21 protein-coding genes are annotated in these 25298 nt (G+C 71.8%); 10 read left to right on the top strand and 11 right to left on the bottom strand.

Translation table 11 applies throughout. The features are described from left to right. Nucleotides 1-154: 154 nt before the first annotated feature. Genes JAP66_RS31220 through JAP66_RS31205 form a run of 4 tightly spaced genes read right to left on the bottom strand, consistent with a single transcriptional unit; the run spans nucleotide 155 to nucleotide 4568 of the window. Nucleotides 155-1669 (bottom strand): MFS transporter, encoded by a 1515-nt coding sequence (locus JAP66_RS31220; RefSeq protein ID WP_199435471.1) that lies wholly within the window; start codon nucleotides 1667-1669, stop codon nucleotides 155-157. Further along, complete coding sequence (locus JAP66_RS31215; protein WP_199435470.1) at nucleotides 1666-2346, bottom strand: LppX_LprAFG lipoprotein; 681 nt, start codon at nucleotides 2344-2346, stop codon at nucleotides 1666-1668. Before JAP66_RS31215 ends, JAP66_RS31220 begins: the two co-directional genes overlap by 4 nt. A gap of 56 nt (nucleotides 2347-2402) precedes the next feature. After that, on the bottom strand, nucleotides 2403-2861 hold the full coding sequence (locus JAP66_RS31210) for a flavodoxin family protein (protein ID WP_199435469.1): 459 nt from the start codon (nucleotides 2859-2861) through the stop codon (nucleotides 2403-2405). 51 nt (nucleotides 2862-2912) lie between these two features. After that, nucleotides 2913-4568: a phospho-sugar mutase gene (locus JAP66_RS31205; RefSeq protein WP_199435477.1), complete on the bottom strand. Its 1656-nt coding sequence runs from the start codon at nucleotides 4566-4568 to the stop codon at nucleotides 2913-2915. 81 nt (nucleotides 4569-4649) lie between these two features. On the opposite strand from JAP66_RS31205, the gene JAP66_RS31200 reads away from it, so the two are divergent. Next, the gene (locus JAP66_RS31200; RefSeq protein ID WP_372449029.1) at nucleotides 4650-5702 is read left to right on the top strand and encodes a sigma-70 family RNA polymerase sigma factor; all 1053 of its coding nucleotides are present in this window, start codon (nucleotides 4650-4652) and stop codon (nucleotides 5700-5702) included. A 182-nt stretch (nucleotides 5703-5884) separates the two neighbouring features. On the opposite strand, the gene JAP66_RS31195 is transcribed toward JAP66_RS31200, so the two are convergent. From JAP66_RS31195 to JAP66_RS31180, 4 genes are all read right to left on the bottom strand, one after another. Then, complete coding sequence (locus JAP66_RS31195; protein WP_199435475.1) at nucleotides 5885-6682, bottom strand: purine-nucleoside phosphorylase; 798 nt, start codon at nucleotides 6680-6682, stop codon at nucleotides 5885-5887. 4 nt (nucleotides 6683-6686) lie between these two features. Continuing rightward, nucleotides 6687-7136 carry an ABA4-like family protein gene (locus JAP66_RS31190; protein ID WP_199435468.1) on the bottom strand — a complete coding sequence of 150 codons (450 nt, stop codon included), beginning with the start codon at nucleotides 7134-7136 and terminating at the stop codon, nucleotides 6687-6689. Continuing rightward, on the bottom strand, nucleotides 7133-8119 hold the full coding sequence (locus tag JAP66_RS31185) for a hypothetical protein (protein ID WP_199435467.1): 987 nt from the start codon (nucleotides 8117-8119) through the stop codon (nucleotides 7133-7135). Before JAP66_RS31185 ends, JAP66_RS31190 begins: the two co-directional genes overlap by 4 nt. Nucleotides 8120-8218: 99 nt before the next feature. Continuing rightward, nucleotides 8219-9955, bottom strand: a complete 1737-nt coding sequence (locus tag JAP66_RS31180) for a serine/threonine-protein kinase (protein WP_199435466.1) — start codon at nucleotides 9953-9955, stop codon at nucleotides 8219-8221. A gap of 98 nt (nucleotides 9956-10053) precedes the next feature. Here JAP66_RS31180 and JAP66_RS31175 point away from each other — a divergent pair, with 98 nt between their 5' ends. The 6 genes from JAP66_RS31175 to JAP66_RS31150 all read left to right on the top strand — a co-directional run bounded on the left by JAP66_RS31175 (nucleotide 10054) and on the right by JAP66_RS31150 (nucleotide 18057). Next, nucleotides 10054-11952 (top strand): methylmalonyl-CoA mutase family protein, encoded by a 1899-nt coding sequence (locus tag JAP66_RS31175; RefSeq protein ID WP_235999792.1) that lies wholly within the window; start codon nucleotides 10054-10056, stop codon nucleotides 11950-11952. After that, a complete protein-coding gene (gene scpA, locus JAP66_RS31170) occupies nucleotides 11949-14117 on the top strand; it encodes a methylmalonyl-CoA mutase (protein ID WP_199435464.1) in 2169 nt (722 codons plus the stop codon). The genes JAP66_RS31175 and scpA overlap by 4 nt, the downstream gene beginning before the upstream one ends. 7 nt (nucleotides 14118-14124) lie before the next feature. Then, entirely contained in the window at nucleotides 14125-15126 is a 1002-nt protein-coding gene (gene meaB / locus JAP66_RS31165; RefSeq protein WP_199435463.1) for a methylmalonyl Co-A mutase-associated GTPase MeaB, read from the top strand. Then, a complete protein-coding gene (locus JAP66_RS31160; protein WP_307849796.1) occupies nucleotides 15116-15439 on the top strand; it encodes a hypothetical protein in 324 nt (107 codons plus the stop codon). The genes meaB and JAP66_RS31160 overlap by 11 nt, the downstream gene beginning before the upstream one ends. Nucleotides 15440-15647: 208 nt before the next feature. Beyond that, nucleotides 15648-16940 (top strand): M20 family metallopeptidase, encoded by a 1293-nt coding sequence (locus JAP66_RS31155; RefSeq protein ID WP_199435462.1) that lies wholly within the window; start codon nucleotides 15648-15650, stop codon nucleotides 16938-16940. Nucleotides 16941-17202: 262 nt separating this feature from the next. Beyond that, nucleotides 17203-18057: an endonuclease domain-containing protein gene (locus JAP66_RS31150; protein ID WP_199435473.1), complete on the top strand. Its 855-nt coding sequence runs from the start codon at nucleotides 17203-17205 to the stop codon at nucleotides 18055-18057. 80 nt (nucleotides 18058-18137) lie between these two features. Here the strand turns inward: JAP66_RS31150 and JAP66_RS31145 are convergent, their stop codons facing one another. Continuing rightward, nucleotides 18138-18590 (bottom strand): gamma-glutamylcyclotransferase, encoded by a 453-nt coding sequence (locus JAP66_RS31145; protein ID WP_199435461.1) that lies wholly within the window; start codon nucleotides 18588-18590, stop codon nucleotides 18138-18140. 95 nt (nucleotides 18591-18685) lie between these two features. On the opposite strand from JAP66_RS31145, the gene JAP66_RS31140 reads away from it, so the two are divergent. Together JAP66_RS31140 and JAP66_RS31135 are read left to right on the top strand one after the other, a co-directional pair. Further along, on the top strand, nucleotides 18686-20086 hold the full coding sequence (locus JAP66_RS31140) for an NAD(P)H-quinone dehydrogenase (RefSeq protein ID WP_199435460.1): 1401 nt from the start codon (nucleotides 18686-18688) through the stop codon (nucleotides 20084-20086). 76 nt (nucleotides 20087-20162) lie between these two features. Further along, nucleotides 20163-20951, top strand: coding sequence for a VOC family protein (locus JAP66_RS31135; protein WP_199435459.1), 789 nt, complete (start codon nucleotides 20163-20165; stop codon nucleotides 20949-20951). A gap of 50 nt (nucleotides 20952-21001) precedes the next feature. Here the strand turns inward: JAP66_RS31135 and glpK are convergent, their stop codons facing one another. Beyond that, on the bottom strand, nucleotides 21002-22513 hold the full coding sequence (gene glpK, locus JAP66_RS31130) for a glycerol kinase GlpK (protein ID WP_199435458.1): 1512 nt from the start codon (nucleotides 22511-22513) through the stop codon (nucleotides 21002-21004). 11 nt (nucleotides 22514-22524) lie between these two features. Beyond that, nucleotides 22525-23271 carry an MIP/aquaporin family protein gene (locus tag JAP66_RS31125; RefSeq protein ID WP_199435457.1) on the bottom strand — a complete coding sequence of 249 codons (747 nt, stop codon included), beginning with the start codon at nucleotides 23269-23271 and terminating at the stop codon, nucleotides 22525-22527. A 219-nt stretch (nucleotides 23272-23490) separates the two neighbouring features. Here JAP66_RS31125 and JAP66_RS31120 point away from each other — a divergent pair, with 219 nt between their 5' ends. After that, nucleotides 23491-25233, top strand: coding sequence for a glycerol-3-phosphate dehydrogenase/oxidase (locus tag JAP66_RS31120; RefSeq protein WP_307849795.1), 1743 nt, complete (start codon nucleotides 23491-23493; stop codon nucleotides 25231-25233). Nucleotides 25234-25298: the final 65 nt, after the last annotated feature.

Below are 25298 nucleotides of genomic sequence, written 5' to 3'. Positions count from 1 at the left end.
CCCGAAGGGGTGTGGGAGAGTAGGACACCGCCGTACACAAAATTGGAGAAGAGGGGCCCCGAGCCGGGGCCCCTCTTTTCTTTGCGCACTTTCTCCGAGAGAAGGGGTGCGCGGCCGGACCGGCCGCGCACCCCTTTTCGTTTGCGTGCCTTTTTCAGGCGGCAGGGCGGCGGTCGCCGCCGATGAGCAGAGCCAGGATCGCACCCGCGGTACACACGGCCGAGGTGATCACGAAGATCTCGGTGTACTGCGTCAGCAACGCCTGCCGCACCGCCTCGGTGTACTCCGCCAGTGCCTGCTCGTATGCCGCATCGGACGGCAGCAGCACCCGGATCGGCACGTCCAACGTCGCGGTCGTGCTGTGGAAACGGTGCAGACCCCACGCCGACAGCGCCGCGATTCCGACGAGCATGCCCGTCATCCTGGCCACGACCACCCCGGCGGAGGCGATGCCGTGCTGAGCGGCCGGGACGACCCGGAGCACGGCGGCGGACAGCGGGGCGATCACCAGCCCCAGCCCGAGGCCGACGATCGCGAGGTCGGTGTCCAGCCGGGGCAGGGCCACCGGCCCCAGATCGTGCGGTACGGACAGCACCTCGATCGGCCAGGCCGACATCAGCAGGAAGCCACACGCGGCCAGCAGCATGCCGGCGAACGCGACCCAGCGTTCGCCGACCCGGCTGGCGAGCAGCCCGCCGACAACCGCGCCGACCGGCAGCGCGACGAGGAACCTGAGCAGCAACTCGACGCTGCCCTGGTCGTCCCTGCCCAGCAATGTCTGCGCGAACAGGTCGACGTCGACCAGCGTCACCATCAGCGCGGCCCCCGCCGCGACGCTCGCACCGAGCGCTGCGAGGAACGGCCGCAGGGCGATCCGCGCAGGATCGACGAGCCGGGTCCGGGCCCGCGACTCCCACAGGAGGAACAGCGCGGCCGCCACCGCCGCACCGATCAGGAACGGCAAGCCCCAGCTCGGCAACACCTGCTCGCGCGGGTTCGGGTTGTACAGGCCGACGACGGCCAGCCCGAGAGCGAGGGCGAGCAGGCCGCCGCCCGTCACATCGACCTTCGCCCGATCCGCCGGCCTGCCGCCCGGCACGGAGAAGTGCACGGCGACCAACGCCAGCAACGCCAGCGGCACGTTGATCCAGAACACCCCGCGCCAGCCGGCGAGGGCGCCGAGCGCGATCCCGTACACCGGTCCGAGCACGCTGCCGAGCTCCTGCGCCGCGCCGACGGCGCCGAGTACGGTGGCCCGCCTGCGCTCCGCCCACAGGTCGGCGGCGAGCGCCATCGTCACCGGCAGCAGCGCGCCACCCGCGATGCCCAGCACCAGCCGCCCGGCGACCAGCACCGGTACGGCGTCCGCGCCTGCCGTGACGACCGAGCCGGCGATGAAGGCGGCGAGGCAGACCTGCAGCAGCACCCGGCGGCCGAACCGGTCCGAGGCCTGCCCGAGCAGCGGCATCGCGGCGACGTAGCCGAGCAGGTACCCGGTGACGATCGGGGTGACCTGCTCGAGCCGGTTCACCGGAATCCGCAGGTCGTCGATGATCTGGCGGAGCAGGCCGATGACGACGTAGGTGTCGAGGGCTCCGAGCAGCACCGCGAGCCCGCCCGCGCCGATGGCCAGCGACCGCCCGCGCCGGGGTGTCTGCAACGCGGTCACGCCGGTGGCGTCACGGTGACCGGCTTGTCCACATCGGACAACGTGACGTCCACCGTGGCGTCGTCGGGGAAGGCTGCGGAAGCCTTGAGCGGCAGGTGGCCGCCGTCCTCCCGGAGCCAGACGGTCAGGTCCGCGCCGGACTCGACACCCGGCAGCACGCCGGAGAGCACCTCCCGCGGAACCGTGCCGGTCACCTTGTACGCCGGGGTGCCGCCGACGTCCTCCCTGGCCCGGGTCACCGGGTCCCGCATGCCGGACAGCAGGTTCGCCACCCCGCGCTCGGGGTCGAGCACCGCGGACGGGTCGTACACCGACGAGCTGAGCGCCGCGGGGATCTGCTGGAAGCCGCCGGTGGGGCCCTTGAGGTGGAGAACGTCGCCGGTCAGGACGAACTCGATCTCGACGAGCTGACCGGCCTGCTCGATCGTGCCGGTGCCCTGCGCCTCGCCCTCCCGGGTCAGGTCACCGTCGAGGCTGCGCACGCTGAGGCCGGGCACCGCTCCGTTCACCTGCAGGGTGAAGTGCGTGCTGGTGATCTCGCTCGTGCCGGCGGCCGCGTCCCGGATCAGCACGGGACCACCTGGCAATGGCTCGCTCGGAGCGTCGTCGGACGTGCAGCCACCGGCGAGGGCGGCCGTGAGCGCGAGTGCTCCGAGGAGGAATCGGCGAATGACCATGCGGGAATCGTAGGCCCCGCGTTCCGCGCGTGATGCGACACTTGTCCCGTTCGGTGCTACGGCTCCTCCATCAGCCCCGCGGCCAGTGTCGCGCCGAGCTCCCAGCACGATGCGAGGTCGTCCTTTCCGGGCTCGCCGAGCACGACGACGGGTGCGGCGGCCTGCTCCCAGCCCATTCCCGTGGTGACGGCCTCGATCGCCCGTTGCGCACCCTCGATGCCCTCGTTGCCGTGGAGGTAGAAGCCGAACGGGCGTCTGCGCGTCGCGTCCAGGCACGGGTAGTAAACGGTGTCGAAGAAGTGCTTGAGCGCACCGGACATGTACCCGAGGTTCGCGGGCGTGCCAAGCAGGTAGCCGTCGGCGTCCAGTACGTCCGGTGCCGTCGCCGACAGCGCGGGCCTGCGCACGACGTCGACGCCGGTGATCTCCGGGTCCGTGGCCCCGGACACCGCCGCCTCGAACATCGACTGCAGGTGCGGCGACGGTGTGTGGTGCACGATCAGCAAGGTAGGCACAGTGCGTCAGCGTGCACGCGGCGCCCGCGAGCCGCAACCCGCTCGGACAGCTCAGAGGAGGCGGTCGACGTCCTCGCGGAGCGCGGCGAGGCGGCTACCCGCCGCGCGGCGGGTCGCGGCGAGCTCACCGGGGCCCGGCACGGGGGCCGTCACCTCCAGGTACGCCTTCAGCTTCGGTTCCGTGCCGGACGGCCGCAGCACCACCCGCAGCCCCTCGCCCCACAGGCGCAGCACGTCGGCGTCCGGCGACAGGTCCTCCGCCGTCACGTGAGTGCCGGCCAGTGCCGTGGGCGGCTGTGCGCGCAGCGACGCCATCAGCCGCGCGCGCTCGGCCAGGTCCGTCATCCGCAACGACACCTGGTCGGTCAGGTGCACGCCGTGCCGCACGGTGAGCTCGTCCAGCAGATCGAACAGCGTCCGCCCCTCGGTCCTGCACGTCGCCGCCAGGTCGCACGCCAGTACGGCGGCCGCGATGCCGTCCTTGTCCCGCACCGACTCCGGGTCCACGCAGAGGCCGAGCGCCTCCTCGTAGGCGTACACCAGCCCCTCGCCCGCCCGGACCAGCCACTTGAACCCGGTCAGCGTCTCCGCGTACCGCGCGCCGCGTGCGGCGGCGACCTTTCCGAGCATCGAGGACGAGACGATCGTGGTGGCCACCAACGGATCAGGATCGTCGACAGTGGACAGCACATGTGCACCGAGCAGCACGCCGGTCTCGTCGCCGCGCAACATGCGCCAGCCGCCGTCGCGCTCGCGGGCGCCGAGCGCGCAGCGGTCCGCGTCCGGGTCGAGGGCGATCGCCAGATCGGCGCCGGTCTCGGCGGCGAGGTCGAGCAGCAGGTCGGTGGCGCCCGGCTCTTCCGGGTTCGGGAACGGCACGGTCGGGAAGTCCGGATCGGGTGCCGACTGCGCGGCCACCTGCGCCGGTTCCGCGAAGCCGGCACGGCGCAGGGCCAGGCCGAGCGTCTCGGCGCCCACCCCGTGCAGCGCCGTCGCGGCCACCCGCAGCTCGCGGGCCGGGCCGCGGGGCAGCGCCGCCACCCTGGCCAGGTAGGCATCGACCGGGTCCTCCCCGAGCGTGCCCGCACCAGGCGCCCTCGGCACCGAGACCGCGGCCGGAGCTTCGCGGATCGCCGCCTCGATCTCCTGATCCGCCGGGGGCACGATCTGCGCGCCGCCGCCGTCGTAGAGCTTGTAGCCGTTGTCGGCGGGCGGGTTGTGCGACGCGGTGATCTGGATGCCCGCCACGGCGCCGAGGTGGCGCACCGCGAAGGCCAGCACCGGCGTCGGCAGCGGCCGCGGCAGCATTTGCACGTCGAAGCCCGCGGCGGCGAGCACCTCGGCCGCCGCCGACACGAACGCCGCCGAGCCGTGCCGCGCATCCCGGCCGAGTACGACAGGGCCGGCGCCCGCGTTCCTCGCCAGCCACGACGCCACGCCCGCGGTCGTGCGCACCACAACCGCCGTGTTCATGCCGTTCGGCCCCGCGCGCACGGGGCCCCGCAGGCCCGCGGTGCCGAACTCCAGCGGCCCGGCCATGCGGTCGGCGAGGTCGGCCACGGCATGGCCGTCCCCGCCCAGCGCCCGCGCGAGCACCCCCTGCAGCTCCGCGCGGCTGTCGGCGTCGACGTCGTCGGCGATCCAGCGAAACGCCCTGTCCCGCAGGTGGGGTGAGAGCTTCCGCGGCGGTTCCGTCACCGCGCCCATGTTGTCAAGCCCGCGCGTCAGCGCCCGCTCCGGGGCTCGAGCAGGCACGAGGGCACCTCTCGTGCGGCATAATCGTCGCTCGTGACCGAGATATCCGCGCCGCGCGCAGGCCCCGTGGCGGCGAGCGCCGAGGACCCCGACCTGGCCGGGGCCCGCGACGGCGACGACGCGGCCTTCGCCCGCCTGGTTCAGCCACTGCGCCGGGAGCTGCACGCCCACTGCTACCGCATGCTGGGCTCGCCCCACGACGCCGACGACGCCCTGCAGGACGCCCTGCTGCGGGCGTGGCGGGGGCTCGCGCGGTTCGAGGGACGCAGCTCGCTGCGCTCGTGGCTGTACTCGGTGGCCACCCGCACCTGCCTGGACGCCGCCGAGCACCGCCGCAGGCGGGCACTGCCGGTCGACCTCGGGCCCTCCAGCCCGCGCGCGGTGATCGGCGACGCGCCGGTGAACGACGTGGCCTGGCTCGGCCCCTACCCCGACGCGGGCCTCGCCGACGGCCCGGCGGGTCCGAACGCGCGCTACGAGCAGCGCGAGGCCGTCGAGCTCGCGTTCGTCGCCGCCCTGCAGCACCTGCCTGGCAACCAGCGGGCGGCGCTGCTGCTCTTCGAGGTCCTCGGCTACTCCGCGGCCGAGATCGCCACCATGATGGACACCAGCACCGCGTCGGTGAACAGCGCCCTGCAACGAGCCCGCCGGATCGTCGCCGACAAGATCCCCGCCGCCACCCAGCAGCGCACGCTGCGGGAGATCGACGACGCCCGGCTGCGGAAGATCGTCGCCGGCTACTCGGCCGCGCTGGAACGGGGCGACGCCGAGGCCCTCGTCGCCCTGCTGACCGAGGACGTCACGTGGTCGATGCCGCCGCTGGCGCACTGGTACCGCGGCCTGGACGCCGTCACCGACTTCGCCGTGCGGGTCCCGCTGACCGGCTGCGGAAGCTGGCGGCACCTGCCGACGAGTGCCAACGGGCAGCCCGCCGTGGCCAGCTACCGCCGCACAGACGGTGCCGGCCCGTACGCCGGGTGGTCGATCAACGTACTGACCCTGCGCGGCGAGCGGATCGCCGAGATCACCTCGTTCCTCGGCGCCGAACACCTCGCGCTGTTCGGGCTGCCCGGATCAGTGCCCTGACCTGGCGGGTCGCGCATAGTCAGCGGCCGAAACGCCGAATTACTCGATCGGGCTATTGTCGGGTTGCCAACGGTTCCGACAGGTTGGTTCCACATCCGCTTGTGGAGAGGACCCCAATGCCGAGCCGCGAGATCACCGACGTGCCGATCACCACAAGCCAGCCGACCGGCAAGTGAACGCCGTCAGGAGCGCTCGACGAGCTCACGCAGCAGACCACCCATTCGTTCGGCGGCGGCCCGCCCTGCCGCAAGCACCTCTTCGTGGTTCAACGGCTCGCCGGTCATCCCGGCGGCCAGGTTCGTGACGAGCGAGAGCCCGAAGACCTCGGCCCCGGCGGCGCGGGCCGCGATCGCCTCCAGCACGGTCGACATGCCGACCAGATCCGCGCCCAGCGTGCGCAGCATCCGGATCTCGGCCGGCGTCTCGAAGTGCGGGCCGGGCAGCCCCGCGTAGATCCCCTCGGCCAGCGCCGGGTCGATCTCCCTGGCGACCTCGCGCAGCCTGCCGGAGTACAGGTCGACCAGGTCCACGAAGTTCGCGCCGGTGATCGGCGAGGTGGCAGTCATGTTGAGGTGGTCGGAGACGATCACCGGCTGGCCCACCCGGAAGCCCTCGCGCAGCCCGCCCGCCGCGTTGGTCAGCAGCACCGTGCGCACCCCGGCCGCGGCGGCCGTCCGCACGGCGTGCACCACCCTGGCGACGCCCTTGCCCTCGTACAGATGAGTACGGCCGAGCAGCACGAGCACGCGCTTGCCGCCGACCGTGAGCGAGCGCGCGGTGCTGCCGTGACCGACCGCGCTCGGCGTCTCGAACCCGGGCAGCTCCCCGAGCGGAACCTCGGCGTCGGGAGCGCCGATGACGTCGGCGGCGGGCCGCCACCCCGATCCCAGCACCACGGCGATGTCGTGCCGCTCCGCGCCGGTGCGCTCGGCGAGTGCGGCGGCCGCGGTGGCGGCGAGGTCACTGGGCTGCTGGTCCATGTCGTCACTCACAGCCGTGCAGCCTAGGGGTGGCCGTGCGGCGGCGGGCCGCGCGCACCAGCAGGTAGGCCAGCAGGCCGAAAGGGGAGAGCAGGATCGTCAGGACGAGGACCGGCGCCAGCAGCGCGTGGTGGACTCCGCGTTCCCTGGCGTCCAGGTAGATCCAGCGGCCGACGAACAGGTCGAAGGCGATCAGGTGTGCCCAGATGGCGGCCGCGCCGACCGGGCTGCCGAGTAAGTCCCGCAGAGCGCCGAGGGCGGGATCGCTCACGACCGTCCACAGCCGTCCGAGCTCGCGCAGCGCCAGCACCGTGTAGACGGCGAGCGGCGGTGCGGCGATCCAGGGTGAGGAGACGATCCGGCGCGTCCACGACCAGCCGGGCGCGAGGATCATCAGCGCCCAGAAGGGCACGGCCAGGTAGAAGGTGATGCCGAACAGTGTCTCCGCGCTCATCGCGCACCCGCCTTCGGTCGGTCGCCGTCGAGGTGTTCCGGGGGCCCGTCCGGTGTGCGGACGAGGCAGAGGCCGGCGGCGACCACCACCGCGCCGGCCAGCAGGCCGAACGCCAGCAGGGTCGCCGGGTCGGGTGCCGTCAGCGGTTGCCCGCGCAGCGCCTGCCAGGTCAGCAGCCCGGTCAGCCCGGCGTATCCGGCGGCCGCGGTGAGGACCAGCCGGGTCCGCACCACGCCGCTGCGAAGGCGCGGGAGCCGGGTGGCGAGCGCGCCGAGCAGCAGCGCGAGCAGCGGCAGGGCCTGTAGCGCGTGCATGCCCACGAAGTGCGGGATGCGCAGGTCGCCGCCGGTCGTGCTCCAGCCGGTGACCGCCATGCCGGGGCCGCCGTCCGGCACGCCCACGCTGTGCGCGCCCACGAGGCCCTCGAAGGTGCCGTCCGCCATCGACTCCACCTGCGCCGATGTGGGCCGGGTCATCAGTGCGCCAAGCGCCAGCCCGGCCAGTGCGATCAGCGCGCCGAGCCGGATCGCCCATCGGCCGGCCGCGTCCGCCACCGGGGTCCGCACGAGGAGCACGGTGAGCACGAGCGTGCCCGTCCACAGCGCGGCGATCGACACCGCCATGATCGTGAACAGGGTCGAGTCGAGTGCCGTGGAGACGTTGAAGTGGCTGGACCTGCCGCGCACCGCCTGGACGACGATGACCGCGTACTCCACGGCCAGCAGCACCACGATCGCGGTGGACACCACGCTCGCGACGCGCCGGTGCCTGCGCAGCAGCGAGGTCAGCCACGCCCACGTGATGCAGTACAGGCTGATGGACACCGCGAACTTGAGCGGTTTCAGCCAGATCGGCGCGCCGAGCAGAACCCGGTCGTCGAGCGCGAGGCCCGCGGCCGAGACGGCGGCCATGACCAGCATCACACCGGCGAACCAGGTCATCGGCCGGTGCCAGCTGCGGACCCGGCCGAGCGGCGTACTCATCGCTGCCTCCCATTATGGATAGCTCTACTAGCCATAACGGGAAGCTACACTATCCATTCTGAGAAGGTCCACAGGAAAAGTGGCGTGCGCGCGGGACCGTCAGCCGGTCGTCTGGAACGTCGGCACGATGCGGTCGAAGAGCTCGCCCCGGCCGGTCCGCTCCTGCTCGATCGGCACGGTGATGCTGACCGCCCACAGGCTCGACCTGCTGCGGAAAACCTGCGCGATCGTGGTCCGGTTCATCGCCCGTTCCGGCGGGCGCGGTGCCGCGTCCGCCACCGCGCTGGCCCGCTCGGCCGTCCGGAACGTCAGCAGGAGCCCCTCCCTGCCGTCGGTGAGCGGCTCCGACTCGACCAGCGTGAAGTCACCAGGCGGCCAGTACGACTCGAGGGCCCGGACGTAGCTGTCGAGCGAGAAGCCGGGGTAGAAGTCCGCGTAACGCTGCACCCCGAGCGCCTGCGTGCCGTCCGCGGAGACGAACTGGACGAGCGTGCTGGTCGGCAGCCGTTCCGCGGGCTGCTGGGTGACGAACCGCGTCCAGTCCCGCGGCACCTGCACCGAGAACAGCCCACCCCTGGCGCCCCGGACATTGGTCGCATCGCCCTGCCGCGTCACCAGCTCCTGCTGCCGGGTCGGCGCGGGTGGCGCGCTCGGCTCCGTCCGCTCCGGTGGGGCCAGCGCCGCCCCACCGACCAGGCGGGTGATGGCGAAGCCGCCCGTCGCCGCGACCAGGAACAGCAGCACCGCGGCGAGCACGAGCGCGGGACCGCGGGTCAGGCTGCGCGCCCGGCGCTCCGGCCGCCTGCCGTCCGGCTCACCGGCGCTCTGCTCGCCGCCGTCGCCGAACGGCAGCGGACCGGGGTCGGCGGCGAGTTGCGCGCCCTCCACCTCCGGCTCGGGAGTGACCTGCGGGATCACCCGGGTCACGCTCGCCTCCGGCCCGGCCGGGGCGCTGCCGTCGAACAGCTCGGAGGGGAACAGCGTGTGCCGTGGCTGCGCGGCCAGCGGGTAGAGCCTGCGCCGCACCTCGGGCAGCGCCATCCGCGCAGAGGGTTCCTTCGCCATCAGCCCGCGGATCAGCGGTGCCAGCGGTCCGGCAGGCGGCTGCGGCACCTCGCCACGCACGACCGAGTTGACGGTCTCCAGCGGATCGCCGTCGACGTCGTACGGCGGCCGTCCGGCCGTCGCCGCGAACAGTGTCGCGCCGAGGCCCCACAGGTCGGCCGTGTAGGTGACCGCGCCGCCCGAGGCCACCTCCGGCGCGATGTAGGCGGGTGAGCCCAGCATCATCCCCGTGCGGGTCATCGTCGCCTCGGACACGTTGCGGGCGATGCCGAAGTCGGTGAGCTTGATCCGGCCGTCCGCGGCCACCAGCACGTTGCCCGGCTTGACGTCCCGGTGGGTGATGCCTGCGGCGTGCGCGGCCTCCAGCGCGGCGGCCACGGCGTCGCCGATCGCGGCGGCCTGCGGCACGGTGAGCTTGCCGTGCTCGCGCAGCAGGGCCGCCAGGCTGCGCGCGGGCAGCAGCTCCATCACCACGTACGGATCGCCGTTCTCCAGCGCCACGTCGTGCAGAATGATCACGTTCGGATGCGAGAGCACGGCGATCGCCCTCGCCTCGCGCAGCGTGCGTTCGCGGAGCTCGTCGGCCCTGGCCGCGGTGACGCCCGGCGGAAGCCGCACCTCCTTCACCGCGACCGGCCGGTGCAGGAACTCGTCGTAGGCCGACCAGACGGTGCCCATCGACCCCGAGCCGAGTACCGACCGCAGCCGGTAGCGCGCCGCGACGAGCCGCGCGTCGGCGCCGGGGGTGGACGAGGTGGACACGGGCTCCATTGTGTCGAACCCGCCCCGGCGGCGGCCTCCGCCCGGTGGAGTTGATGGCGATTAGCCTCACATCACAGGGTCCGGCCAGGGCCCTAACATGGTTTGTCATGAACGATGTGGCTGGGGCGAGGGGGTCCTCGGGGTCCTCGGAGGCCGCCGAACCGCGGGAGCTCGCGCTCGCCGCCGAGTTCGGCCCGGCCGGCCGTGAGCAGTGGCAGCGGCTCGTCGCGGGGGTGCTGAGCAAGACCGGCGCGCTGCCCGAGGGCTTCACCGGTGCCCCGGAGAGCCTGCTGACCAGCCATACCTACGACGGCATCGAGATCCAGCCGCTCTATACGGCCGACGACCCCGCGCCCCCGGCCGGCTTCCCCGGGCTGCCGCCGTTCGTGCGGGGGGCGACTCCGGAAGGCCACGTGCGCGGCGGCTGGGACGTCCGTGCCCTGCACCGCACCACGGACCCGGCGGCCACCAACAGGGCCGTGCTCGCCGACCTCGAAGGCGGCGTCACGTCGATCTGGCTGCGGGTCGGTGGTGACGCGCTGCCCGTCGACGCGCTGGCCGACGCCCTGAACGAGATGCGCCTCGACCTCGCTCCCGTCGTGCTCGACCCCGGCGAGCAGTACGAGCAGGCCGCGGAGGCACTGCTCTCCCTGCTCGCCGAGACGAGCGTGCCCGCGAACGAGGTCACCTGCGGTCTCGGCGCCGACCCGGTCGGCCTGCGCGCCCGCACCGGCAGGCCGCACGAGCTGGCGCCGGCCGCCGCGCTGGCCGCCCGCGTCGCCGAGCGGTATCCGGGGCTGCGCACGATCGTGGTGGACGCGCTGCCGTTCCACGAGGCAGGCGGCTCGGACACGCAGGAGCTGGGCGCCTCGATCGCCGCAGGCGTCGCGTACCTGCGCGCGCTCACCGCGGCAGGGCTGGGCGTCGACGACGCCGCCGCGCAGCTGGAGTTCCGCTACGCCGCCACGGCCGACCAGTTCCTGACGATCGCCAAGCTGCGCGCCGCGCGCCGGCTCTGGGCGCGCGTCACCGAGGTCTCCGGCGCGCGGCCGCGCGGGATGCGCCAGCACGCCGTCACCTCGCCCGCGATGCTCACCCGCCGCGATCCCTGGGTGAACATGCTGCGCACCACGGTGGCGTCGTTCGCGGCGGGCATCGGGGGTGCCGACGCGGTGACCGTGCTGCCGTTCGACTCCGCCATCGGCCTTCCCGACGCGTTCTCGCGCCGGATCGCCCGCAACACGCAGGCGATCCTGCTTGAGGAGTCGAAGCTGGCCGGCGTGCTCGACCCCGCGGGCGGCTCCTGGTACGTGGAGAACCTCACCGACGAGCTGGCCAGAGCCGCGTGGGACGAGTTCACCGCCATCGAGCGGGCCGGCGGGATCGAGGCAGAGCTCGGCTCCGGCGCCCTCGCCGGCCGGCTGGCCGATACGTGGCAGGCCCGCTCGCGGCGGATCGCCACCCGGCAGGATCCGATCACCGGCGTCAGCGAGTTCCCGGATCTGGAGGAGAAGCGCATCGAGCGGGAGCGTGCACCGTCTCCTGTGGACGGTGGCGGGCTGCCGCGGGTGCGCTATGCGCAGGAGTACGAGCGGCTGCGCGACCGCTCCGACGCGCACCTCGCCGCCCACGGCACGCGACCGAGGGTGTTCCTCGCGACGCTGGGACCGCTCGCCGCGCACAGCGCCCGCGCGACGTTCGCGGCGAACCTGTTCCAGGCGGGCGGGATCGAACCGGTGAATCCCGGCGTGACCGGCGACCGGGACGCCCTGGTGCGGGCGTTCCGGGAGAGCGGCACGGCGGTGGCCTGCCTCTGCGGCTCCGACTCCGCCTACGCCGAGCAGGCGGGCGAGGTGGCGACGGCGTTGCGCGAGGCGGGCGCGGTGAGCGTGCTGCTCGCCGGAAAGCGCGCCGACCACGCGGGTGTCACCGGTTTCGTGCACGCCGGATGCGACGCGCTCGCCGTCCTGACCGGCACCCTCGACACGCTGGGAGTCGACCCATGAGCATCCCTGACTTCACCGACGTCGAGCTCGGCGTGCCGGAGTCCGGCGGCGAGGCCGGCTGGGCCGACGCGCTGCACGCGCGCACCGGCAAGGGGGCCGACGCGCTCACCTGGGAGACCCCGGAGGGCATCGGGATCGAGCCGCTCTACACGGCCGCCCACCTGTCCGATGTGGACTTCCTGAACACCTATCCGGGTATCGCGCCGTACCTGCGCGGCCCCTACCCGACGATGTACGTCAACCAGCCGTGGACCGTGCGCCAGTACGCCGGGTTCTCCACCGCGCAGGAGTCCAACGCCTTCTACCGGCGCAACCTCGCCGCCGGGCAGAAGGGGCTCTCGGTGGCGTTCGACCTGGCCACCCACCGCGGCTACGACTCCGACCATCCGCGCGTGGCGGGCGATGTCGGGATGGCCGGCGTGGCCATCGACTCCATCTACGACATGCGCCAGCTGTTCGACGGCATCCCGCTGGACAGGATGAGCGTGTCGATGACGATGAACGGCGCGGTGCTGCCGGTGCTGGCGCTCTACGTCGTCGCGGCCGAGGAGCAGGGGGTCGAGCCGGAGCAGCTCGCCGGGACCATCCAGAACGACATCCTCAAGGAGTTCATGGTCCGCAACACCTACATCTACCCGCCGCAGCCGTCGATGCGGATCATCTCCGACATCTTCACGTTCACCTCCAAGCACATGCCGCGGTTCAACTCGATCTCGATCTCCGGCTACCACATGCAGGAGGCCGGGGCGACCGCCGACCTGGAGCTCGCCTACACACTCGCCGACGGCGTCGAGTACATCCGGGCCGGGCTCGACGGCGGACTCGACATCGACTCGTTCGCGCCGCGGCTGTCGTTCTTCTGGGCGATCGGCATGAACTTCTTCATGGAGGTCGCCAAGATGCGGGCGGCCCGGCTGCTGTGGGCGAAGCTGGTCAAGCAGTTCGCACCGCGCAACGACAGGTCGCTCTCGCTGCGCACCCACTGCCAGACCTCCGGCTGGTCGCTGACCGCGCAGGACGTCTACAACAACGTGGTGCGCACCTGCGTCGAGGCGATGGCGGCCACCCAGGGCCACACGCAGTCGTTGCACACCAACGCCCTCGACGAGGCGCTGGCGCTGCCCACCGACTTCTCCGCGCGCATCGCCCGCAACACGCAACTGCTACTGCAACAGGAGTCCGGTACCAACCGGGTGATCGACCCGTGGGGCGGCAGCGCGTTCGTCGAGCGGCTCACCTACGACCTTGCGCGCAAGGCGTGGGCGCACATCAGCGAGGTCGAGTCGGCAGGCGGGATGGCGCGCGCGATCGACGCCGGTATCCCCAAGCTGCGTATCGAGGAGGCCGCCGCGCGCACGCAGGCGCGGATCGACTCGGGGCGGCAGCCGGTGATCGGGGTGAACAAGTACCGGACCGCCGAGGAGGAGCACGTAGAAGTGCTCAAAGTGGACAATGCCGACGTCCGGGCCCAGCAGCTGGAGAAGCTGCGCAGGCTGCGGGAGGAGCGGGACGAGGACGCGACCCGGGACGCGCTGCGCAGGCTCACCGCGGGCGCCGAGGCGGACGGGAACCTGCTGGCGCTCGCCATCGACGCGGCAAGGGCGAAGGCCACGGTGGGGGAGATCTCGGATGCGCTGGAGCAGGTCTGGGGCCGCCACGCCGGGCAGATTCGTACCATCTCGGGCGTGTACCGCGATGAGGCAGGCAAGTCCGGGAACGTGCGGGCGGCCAGGGAACGGGTCGATCGCTTCGCCGAGGCGGAGGGCCGCAGGCCGCGGATCCTGGTCGCCAAGATGGGGCAGGACGGGCATGATCGCGGCCAGAAGGTGATCGCGACGGCGTTCGCCGACCTCGGCTTCGACGTCGACGTGGGGCCGCTGTTCTCCACCCCGGCCGAGGTGGCGCGGCAGGCCGTGGAGGCGGACGTGCACATCGTCGGCGTCTCCTCGCTCGCCGCGGGCCACCTCTCGCTGGTGCCCGCCCTGCGGGCCGAGCTGACCGAACTGGGCCGCGACGACATCATGGTCGTCTGCGGCGGCGTGATCCCGCCGCAGGACTACGACGACCTGCGCAAGGCGGGTGCGGCGGCGATCTTCGGGCCGGGCACGGTGATCCCGGACGCCGCGATCGGCCTGCTCGACCAGCTCGACGTGCGGCACTCGTAGGTCCTGGATGGCTCGTCCGATCGACGTCGGCACGTACGCCGAGGGTGTGCTCGCGGGTGACCGCGGGACGCTGTCGAAGGCCATCACGCTCGTGGAGTCCAGCCGGCCCGAGCACCGGGCGCGGGCGCAGGAGCTGCTGGTCGAGCTGCTGCCGCACTCCGGAGGGGCGCACCGAGTGGGCATCACGGGCGTACCCGGAGTCGGTAAGTCGACATTCATCGACCAGCTCGGCACGAACCTGACGGGGGCAGGACACCGGGTGGCCGTGCTGGCGGTGGACCCATCGTCGACCCGGACCGGCGGCAGCATCCTCGGCGACAAGACCCGCATGGCGCGGCTCGCGGTGGACCCGGCGGCGTTCATCCGGCCCTCCCCGACGTCCGGCACGCTGGGTGGTGTCGCGCGGGCGACGCGGGAGACGATCGTGCTGATGGAGGCGGCGGGCTACGACGTCGTGCTGGTCGAGACGGTCGGCGTCGGCCAGTCCGAGGTCGCCGTGGCGAACATGGTCGACTGCTTCCTCTTCCTCACCCTGGCGCGCACGGGCGACCAGCTGCAGGGCATCAAGAAAGGCGTGCTCGAACTCGCCGACGTGATCGCCGTGAACAAGGCCGACGGCGAGTACGAGCTGCAGGCCCGCAAGGCGGCCAGGGAGCTGTCCGGGGCGCTGCGCATGATCTACGGGCCGGACGCTGCGTGGACGCCGCCGGTGCTGACCTGCAGTGCGCTGACCGGCAACGGCCTGGACACGGTGTGGCAGCAGATCGGGCGGCACCGCGAGACACTGGCCGAGTCGGGCGGGCTGGCGGAGAAACGCAGCGCGCAGCAGGTCGACTGGACGTGGTCGATGGTGCGGGAACAGCTGCTCGCGCGGCTGGCCGAGCACCCGGCGGTGCGGGCGGTCGTGCCCGAGGTCGAACAGGCCGTGCGCGACGGTGAACTGACCGCGACGCTGGCCGCCGAGCGCATCCTGGGTGCGTTCGGCGGCGACGCGCCGCGTGGCGAGTGACGTGCACCGCGAGCGGCAAGGCACACTGACCTACGTGCGCGTGCTGATCGTCGGTGTGTTCGCCCTCCTCATCGGTGTGCTGGCCCTCGGTGTGCCCGCGCCGGCCGCCACCGCGGAGCCGGCCGCGGTCGTCGCCCCGGTGCTGGCCCAGGACTCGACCACCGAGCCGGGGCCCGAGCTCGACCCGCAGACCGAGGCCGACGCCCGCAAGACGAAGAACAAGCTCATCGTCGGCGGCGTGGCCCTGGTGCTGCTCATCATCGTCATCTGGGGCCGCCGGACGCGGAACAAGAGGAAGCCCGGCAAGAAGTAGCCGCGGCGACCGAGCCGCACTACAGCCAGACCGAACTCTGCGTAGCCGTTCAGCGCAGATCCACTACCGGCGGTCTCGCCGTTAGGACATCCGGGCTCGCGTTTCACCTGTTTGGTGCAACACTGGTACAAATGCGTACGACAATCATCACCCAGCGAGAGATCGTTGTTGCGACACATGCTGCGCTGGGTGCGCGCGGAGGTGCGGCGTGACGATTCTCGACTCGCGACCGGAGACCCCCGGCGAGCCGCACGGCTCATCCACGACCGGGTCTCCCGGCGCGCTGATCACCGAAGCCGGCGTCAGCATGGCTGCTGTGCAGGATCTGGGCTCGGGCCGCGGACCGTCGTGGCTCGACGAGTGGCTCCAGGCCCATGGTGCCGACGTCGTGGCCTGGCGCAGGCACATCCACGCCAACCCGGAGCTGGCCCGCCGCGAGTACGCCACGACCGAGCTCGTCATGACGCTGCTGCGGTCGGCGGGGCTCAGCCCGCGGGTGCTGCCCGGCGGCACCGGCGTGCTCTGCGACATCGGCAGCGGCCCGGCGTGCGTCGCGCTGCGGGCGGACATGGACGCGCTACCGCTCACCGAGGCGACCGGGCTGCCCTACTCGTCGACCGTCGACGGCGCCGCGCACGCGTGCGGCCACGACGCGCACACCACCATTCTGCTGGCCACCGGGCTCGCGCTCGCGACGGCGCCGGAGCTGCCCGGGCGGGTGCGGCTGATCTTCCAGCCGGCCGAGGAGGTCATGCCTGGTGGCGCGCTCGACGCGATCGAGGCCGGTGCGCTCGACGGCGTCGACCGGATCTTCGGCCTGCACTGCGACCCGCGGCTGCCGGTGGGCAAGGTCGGTACCCGTGTCGGAGCGCTGACCTCGGCGGCCGACCTGGTCGAGCTGCGGCTCACCTCGCCGGGCGGGCACACGTCGCGGCCGCATCTGACGGCCGACCTGGTGCACGCGCTCGGCACGGTGATCACCTCGCTGCCCGCGCTGCTGTCGCGGCGGGTGGATCCGCGCTCGGGCACGGTCCTCGTCTGGGGCGCGGTGCACGCCGGGGAGGCGGCGAACGCGGTGCCGCAGGACGGGTTGCTGCGCGGCACGCTCCGTACCGCCGACCATGACACGTGGACGGCGCTGGAACCGCTCGTCGCGTCGTCGGTGGAGTCGCTGCTCGCGCCGACGGGCGCGGGCTACGACCTGAACTACCGGCGTGGGGTGCCGCCCGTCGTGAGCGACGAGGACAGCACGATGCTGATGCGGGCGGGGGCCGAGGCGGCGCTCGGCGACGATGCGCTGACCGGTACCGAACAGTCGTCGGGCGGTGAGGACTTCGGCTGGTACCTGGAGCACGTGCCGGGTGCGTTCGCGCGCCTCGGCGTGTGGCCGGGGGAAGGCGCCAAGCGCGACCTGCACCAGGCGACCTTCGAGCTCGACGAGCGGGCCTTGATCACCGGCATCCGCGTCATGGTCCACACCGCACTGGCCGCCCTGGCCTGACCCCCGCGCGTCCGCGCCCTGCGCGCACGTGTCCGCGCTCCATGTACGCGTGTCCGCGTCCGGCGGCGCGGGCACGCGTACGCGACGCGCGGACACGGCTCGCCAGGAGTTATCCACAGAACCCGCAGTTATCCACATTCTGTGGATCTGCGGGTTTCCCGCCGATGCGGCAGCTCAGCAGTATGGCTCCATGGCCGATCTTGGAGATCTACGGGTTGGGGATCTGCGTGGCGCGATCCTGCGCCGGGACCTCGCTGCCGCGATGGGCGAACGGTCGCTTCGGGCCGCGTTGGAATGCGGCCTGCTGAAACAGGTCTGGCGTGGCGTTGTCATTCGCTCCGCCGACGCGTTAGATCTCCGGACGAGAGCGGCGGCGGCGGTCCTCGCGGTGGGCAGGCATTCCGTATTGTCCGGTTCCACGGCGATCGCCCTGCACGGTTGTGACGCCGCAGGCGGTACCGCGGACGTGCACGTCACAGTGCCCTACTCGCGTTCGTCGCGGTCGCGGCCGGGGCTCGTCGTGCATCAGAACCGTTTCGAGTCCGCCGACATCGTGGATCTCGACGGCCTGCCCGTTTTCGCACTAGACGCAGCCCTTGCCGATTTCCTGTGTGATGGTGACAAACGGGTGGCCTTCGCCAGCCTCGATCAGGCGCTTTCGGGCTTGCCGGACGCCCGTCGGGAGTCGTTCCGCGCCTCGATTCGGGATCGGCTGGCCGCGCGCGATGACCGGCGCGGTGTCTCCCGGGCATTCATGTTGACGGATCTCGCGAGCGGTAAGGCCGACTCTCCGCCGGAGAGTTACTTCCGGCTCATCGTGGTCGAGGCGGGCTTCCCTCTGCCGACAGTCCAGCACGAGATTCACACGATCGACGGCCGACTGCTGTACGTCCTCGACCTCGCCTGGGTGGAACGGCGTATCGCGCTCGAATACGACGGCTATGCGGCGCACGAGGATCGCGCCGGCTACGACGCGGAACGGGACCAGCGGTTGGCCGGGCGGGGTTGGATAGTGGTGCGAGCCAGGGCGGATGACCTGCGCGATCCGGCCCGGGTGCTGGCGGAACTACGTGCCGCTTTCCAGAAGCGCTCACCCCGGGACCGTGTCCGCGTGTGATGAACGTCAACCTGCGTCGTATGGCGCGGACACGTGTGCACGGGGCGCGGACACGTGTGCACGGGGCGCGGACACGGCGGTCAGGGGCCGATGCCCCGGCAGGGGCGCGTGCGGAGGTCGTTGACGTAGTCGGCGGGGGCGCCCGCGGCCTCGGCCGCATCGGCGAGCACGCCCAGGTAACGGGCCGACGGCAGGCCGCCCTCGTAGGCGTCCAGCACGTACAGCCACGCCAGCACCGAGCCCTCCATGGTCTGCACGCGCAGGCGGATCTTGTTGTGCAACCCCAGCTCGCCGCCCTCCCAGCGGTCGAGCATCGACTCGTCCAGGTGTATGACGTCGTAGAGCACCACGAACACCCGTGACGTGGCGTCCTCGACGATCGTGGCCAGCGCGCCCTCCCAGCCGAGGTCCTCGCCGCCGAACGTCAGGCGCCAGCCTTCCAGCCAGCCGGTTCCCGCCATCGGCGAGTGTGGGGCGCGCTCCGTCATCTGTTCGGGATCCATGTTGGACCCGTACGCGGCATACAAGGGCACGGCCACAGCCTAGCGACCATGTGCTCACCCGAAAGGACGCACTCGGCGTGTCCCTGCCTAGAGTGGGGTCCAGTGCCGTGTGGAGGAGGAGTCAGTTGACCAGGATCGTGATCATGGGCGGCGGGCCGGCCGGCTACGAGGCGGCCTTGGTGGCGGCGCAACACGGAGCCGACGTCACGGTCGTCGAGCGGGACGGCCTCGGTGGCGCCTGCGTGCTTTACGACTGCGTCCCCTCCAAGACCTTCATCGCGTCGTCGGGCGCCCGCGCCAGCCTGCACGGCTTTCGTGAGCTGGGCATCAACGTCGACCTGGACGACAGCCGGATCGACATCCGGACCGTGCACGGCCGCGTGCGCGGCCTGGCGCTGGCGCAGTCCGCCGACATCCGGGCGCGCGTACAGCGAGAAGGTGTGCGCGTCGTCACCGGCACCGCGCGGTTCCAGGACGAGGAGCCGGGCCTGGCCACCCACCGGATCGGGGTCACCGGACCGGGCGTCGACGAGGTCATCGACGCGGACGTGGTGCTCATCGCCACCGGTGCGACTCCCCGCGTGCTGCCCGGCGCCGTGCCCGACGGCGAGCGCATCCTCGACTGGCGGCACCTCTACGAGCTGCCCGAGCTGCCCGAGCACCTCGCGGTGATCGGTTCCGGCGTCACCGGTGCGGAGTTCGCCTCGGCCTACACCGAGATGGGCGTCAAGGTCACCGTCGTGTCCAGCCGCGATCGGGTGCTGCCGCACGAGGACGCCGACGCCGCCGCGGTCCTGGAGGAGGTCTTCACCCAGCGCGGCACGGAGGTCGTCAAGCACGCCCGCGCCGACCGCGTCGAGCGCACCGAGAAGGGCGTGCGGATCCACCTCACCGACGGCAGGGAGATCGAGGCCAGCCACGCGCTGATGACGGTCGGTTCCGTGCCCAACACCACCGACGTCGGCCTCGACCGCGTCGGCATCGAGCCCGGTCCCGGCGGTTTCGTCAGCGTCGACCGCGTGTCCCGCACCAGCGCGCCGGGCGTGTACGCGGCCGGCGACTGCACCGGCGTGCTGATGCTCGCCTCGGTCGCCAGCATGCAGGGCCGCATCGCGATGTGGCACGCGCTCGGCGAGGGCGTCGCGCCGATCAAGCTCAAGACGGTGGCCGCGAACGTGTTCACCCATCCAGAGATCGCCACGGTCGGCATCAACCAGCAGGCGATCGACTCCGGGGAGGTACCGGCCCGCACGATCATGCTGCCGCTGGCGACCAACGCCCGCGCGAAGATGGAGGGCCTGCGCCAGGGCTTCGTGAAGCTCTTCTGCCGCCCCGCCACCGGTGTGGTGGTCGGCGGCGTGGTGTCGGCGCCGACGGCGAGCGAGCTGATCCTGCCGATCGCGCTCGCCGTGCAGAACCAGCTCACCGTCGAGCACCTCGCACTCACCTTCGCCGTCTACCCGTCGCTGTCCGGCTCGATCACCGAGGCGGGCAGGCAGCTCATGCGGCACGACGACCTGGACTGAAAAGTTCGCGCCCCCTTTTGTCGGTGCCCGGTGTGAGACTGGCCACCACACCAAATCGAGCTTTGGGAGCGCGAGCATGACCTTCCGAGATTCACCGTGGCCGGACGGCACACCGTGCTGGGCCGACCTGATGGTGCCGGACCCACGGATGGCGATGGACTTCTACGGTGCCCTGTTCGGCTGGACCTTCGCCGACCAGGGCGACGAGGCCGGCAACTATCTGATGTGCACGATCGACGGCAGAGCGGTCGCCGGCATCGGCGGGATCCCACCTGACCAGGCCGGCATGCCCGCTGCCTGGACGACCTACCTGGCGACCTCGGACATCGACAAGTCCGTCGACGCCGTCGGCGCGGCCGGCGGCCAGATCATGATGCCGCCGATGGACGTGCTGGCGGCCGGGAAGATGGCGATCACCGCCGACCCGACCGGCGCCGCGTTCGGCCTGTGGCAGGCCGGCGAGCACTTCGGCGCGGCACTCGCGAACGTGCCCGGCGCGATGGCCTGGAACGAGTGCATGACCCGTGACTTCGACACGGCCAAGGCGTTCTACGGTGACGCGTTCGGCTACGAGTTCGACGACATGTCGGCGGGCGGGTTCAGCTACGCCACGATCAAGATCAACGGTGAGGTCGTCGGCGGGGTCGGCGGGCTGCCCGGCGAGGTACCCGCGGAGGTGCCTGCGCACTGGTCGACCTATTTCGGGGTCGTGGACACCGATGCGGCCGTGGCCAAGGTGACGCAGCTGGGAGGCGATGTCCTGCGAGCCCCCGCCGACTCGCCGTACGGCCGGGTCGCCCAGGTCACGGACAACCAGGGCGCCGCGCTGATGCTCGTCTCGATCGACGAGGCGACCGGCGGCTGATCGCCCGGAGCCGGAGCGAGGGAGTGAAGCTCCCCCGCTCCGGCGGCGGCTCAGTCGGACTCGACCCAGTCGAAGGTCTTGGTCACGGCCTTCTTCCAGTTGTGGTACTCCCGCGCCCGCCGGGTCTCGTCCATCGACGGGTCCCACTGCTTGTCCTTGGCCCAGTTGCTGCGGATGTCCTCCTCGCTCTCCCAGAAGCCGACGGCGAGGCCCGCGGCGTAGGCGGCGCCGAGCGCGGTGGTCTCGTTGACCATCGGCCGGATCACCGGCACCCCGAGGATGTCCGCCTGGAACTGCATCAGCAGGTCGTTGACCACCATGCCGCCGTCGACCTTGAGCGACTTCAGCGGCACGCCGGAGTCGGCGTTCATGGCGTCGATCACCTCACGGCTCTGGAAGGCCGTCGCCTCCAGCACGGCCCTGGCCAGGTGGCCCTTGTTGACGAACCGGGTCAGGCCGACGATGGCGCCGCGTGCGTCGGAGCGCCAGTACGGGGCGAAGAGGCCGGAGAACGCGGGCACGAAGTAGGCGCCGCCGTTGTCCTCCACCGTGCGCGCGTGCTCCTCGATCTCGGCAGCCGAGCCGATCATGTGCAGGTTGTCGCGCAGCCACTGGACGAGCGAGCCGGTGACCGCGATCGCGCCCTCCAGGGCGTACACCGTGTCCTGGGAGCCGATCTTGTAGCAGACCGTGGTGAGCAGGCCGTTCTGCGAGAGCACCTTCTCAGTGCCCGTGTTGAGCAGCACGAAGTTGCCGGTGCCGTAGGTGTTCTTCGCCTCGCCAGGCGACAGGCACGCCTGACCGAACGTCGCCGCCTGCTGGTCGCCGAGGATGCCCGCGATCGGCACGCCGCCCAGCGCGCCCTTCGCGCGCACCTTGCCGTACTCCTCCGACGACGACCGGATCTCCGGCAGCATCGACAGCGGGATACCCATGTCGGCCGCGATCTCGGCGTCCCAGGACAGCGTGCCGAGGTCCATCAGCAGCGTGCGTGACGCGTTCGTCGGGTCGGTGACGTGCACGCCGCCGTCCGGCCCGCCGGTCATGTTCCACAACACCCAGGTGTCCATGTTGCCGAACAACAGGTCACCGGCCTCCGCACGCTCGCGCGCGCCGTCCACATTGTCCAGGATCCACTTGATCTTCGGCCCGGAGAAGTACGTGGCCAGCGGCAGCCCGGTCTTCTCGCGGTAGCGCTCCTGCCCGCCGCCCAGCGCGCCGAGTTCGTTGGCGATCCGGTCGGTGCGGGTGTCCTGCCAGACGATGGCGTTGTAGACGGGCTTGCCGGTCTTGCGGTCCCACACCAGCGTCGTCTCGCGCTGGTTGGTGATGCCGACGGCGGCGATGTCGTCGACGTGCAGGTCCGCGTTCGCGAGCGCGCCCGCGGCCGTGGCCCGTGTGCTGGCCCAGATCTCCTCGGCGTTGTGCTCGACCCAGCCGGCCTGCGGGAAGATCTGCTCGTGCTCCCGCTGGTCGGCGGCCACGACCCGGCCGGAGTGGTCGAAGATCATGGTGCGCGTCGACGTCGTGCCCTGGTCGATCGCGGCGACGTAGGAAGTCATGCTTGCTCCAATCAAGGCGTGGGAAGGGCGAGGTACAGCAGCGCGGCGAGCCCGCCGCCGACCAGCGGGCCGACGACCGGTACCCAGGAGTACCCCCAGTCCGCGCTGCCCTTGCCGCGGATCGGCAGGATGAACGCGTACGCGATGCGGGGCCCGAGGTCACGCGCCGGGTTGATCGCGTAGCCGGTGGGACCACCGAGCGAGGTACCGATCACGAGGACGACGAACGCGACGCCGGCGTAGCCGAGCGCGGAGTTGCCGAACTCGGGAACGCCGTCCGGCCCCGCCTGGGCGACCGGGCTGAGCAGGATCCAGCCGACCAGCACGAACGTGCCGATGACCTCGGTGACGACGTTCCACGTCCGGTTCCGGATCTGCGGCCCCGTGGAGAAGATGCCGAGCGTGTTCTCCGGCTCCGGGTGATCGTCGAACTGCAGCTTGTAGGTCGCCCAGCAGAGCACGGCACCGAGGATGCCGCCGACCATCTGGCCGGCCATGTAGATCGGCACGTCGGCCCAGTCCGTCTGGCCGGAGATGGCAAGTCCAAACGTGACCGCCGGGTTGATGTGCGCGCCGGTCGGGTTGGCGACGCTCGCGCCGGCGAACACCGCGAAGGCCCAGCCGACCGTGATGAAAAGGAAGCCGGCCCCGGTTCCGAGCGTCTTACGCAGTACGTGGTTGGCGACCACGCCCGTACCGAGAAGCACCAGCACCGATGTGCCGAGCATCTCCCAGATGAAAATCTGACCCGCATCCATGCTTCTGCCCTCCACACTGGACACCCCGTGTCGCGCGGGACAGGCCACGGCGTGTCAGAGGCGTCGTCGCCGGCCCACGGCAACCGAACGCTACTTGTATTCGGGTGATCGTTCCAGCGACCGAGAGTCGTAAATCGCCAGCCGGGGACGGGATGCGGGTCGCGCCGGACGTGCCATGCTGAACAGGTGCGGAGGACACCGGCGCGAGGAGGAGCATCCGTGACTGGACGCGTACGTGAGTCCGGGGGGACGAGCCCGGCCCGGCTGGACCCGGACGCCAGGGAAAGCGCCTGGCAGCGGCTCGGCGACGAGACCTTCGACCTGGTGGTCATCGGCGGGGGCGTGGTCGGTGCCGGTACCGCGCTGGATGCCGCCACCCGGGGCCTGCGCGTCGCGCTGGTGGAGGCGCGCGACCTCGCGTCGGGCACGTCCAGCCGGTCGAGCAAGCTCTTCCACGGTGGCCTGCGCTACCTCGAACAGCTGGAGTTCGGCCTGGTCCGCGAGGCGTTGCGGGAGCGCGAGCTGATGCTGACGACACTCGCGCCGCACCTGGTGAAACCGGTGAGCTTCCTGTACCCGCTGACCCACCGGCTGTGGGAGCGGCCGTACACGGCGGCGGGGCTGTTGCTCTACGACACGATGGGCGGAGCGCGCTCGGTGCCTGGGCAGAAGCACCTCACCAAGGCCGGTGCCCTGCGCACGGTCCCCGCGCTCAAACGGAACGCCCTCATCGGCGGCATCCGGTACTTCGACGCGCAGGCCGACGACGCCCGGCACACGATGACCGTGGCGCGCACCGCCGCCCACTACGGAGCGGTCGTGCGGATGTCCACCCAGGTGGTGGATTTCCTCCGCGAGGCCGACCGGGTCTCCGGGGTACGGTTGCGCGACGTCGAGGACGGCCGGGAGACGGAGGTCCAGGCCAATGCGGTGATCAACTGCACCGGTGTGTGGACCGACGAGCTGCAACGGCTCTCCGGCAGCCGCGGCCGGTTCCGGGTGCGCGCGAGCAAGGGGGTGCACATCGTCGTGCCCCGCGACCGCATCGTGTCCGAGACGGGCCTCATCCTGCGGACGGAGAAGTCCGTCCTGTTCGTGATCCCGTGGCGCAACCACTGGGTGCTCGGCACAACGGACACCGACTGGAATCTCGACCTGGCGCATCCGGCGGCGACCAGGCACGACATCGACTACATCCTCGAACAGGTGAACTCGGTGCTCGCGACGCCGCTGACCCACGACGACATCGAGGGCGTCTACGCGGGCCTGCGCCCGCTGCTGGCCGGTGAGAGCGAGGAGACCTCGAAGCTCTCCCGCGAGCACGCGGTGGCGCGGGTGGCACCCGGCCTGGTCGCGATCGCGGGCGGCAAGTACACCACCTACCGGGTGATGGCGGCCGACGCCGTGGACGCCGCCGCCGTCGACCTGCCCACCCGGGCACAGTCCTCGATCACCGACAAGGTGCCGCTGCTCGGCGCCGACGGCTATCACGCCCTGGTGAACCAGGCCGATCACCTCGCGACGGCGCACGGACTGCATCCCTACCGGGTGCGGCACCTGCTCGACCGCTACGGCTCGCTGGTGCGCGAGGTGCTCGCGCTCGCCGACGGCCGCCCGGACCTGCTGCGCCCGCTCGAGCACGCCCCCGACTACCTGCGGGTCGAGGCGGTGTACGCGGCCAGCCACGAAGGCGCGCTGCACCTGGAGGACGTGCTGGCGCGGCGCACCCGGATCTCGATCGAGTACCCGCACCGCGGGGTGGACTGCGCCGAGCAGGTCAGCGAGCTCGTCGGTGAGGTCCTCGGCTGGTCGGCCGACGAGCGGGCCAGGGAGGTGGAGGTGTACCGGGCCAGGGTCGAGGCCGAGCGGGAGTCGCAGTCGCAGCCGGACGACGCGGCCGCGGACGCCCGCCGGGTCGCCGCACCCGAGGCACGGGCGAAGCTCATCGAGCCGGTGAGCTGAGCAGGGTCGTGAGTGTTCAGCAGAGTTAGAACTCGCTGTGAAGTTCGGGGACATCGGTGACAGTG

Origin of the sequence: Qaidamihabitans albus (assembly GCF_016464705.1) — a bacterium.
In the GTDB taxonomy this organism is placed as follows: domain Bacteria; phylum Actinomycetota; class Actinomycetes; order Mycobacteriales; family Pseudonocardiaceae; genus Qaidamihabitans; species Qaidamihabitans albus.
This window is presented reverse-complemented; position numbering and strand designations above follow the sequence as displayed.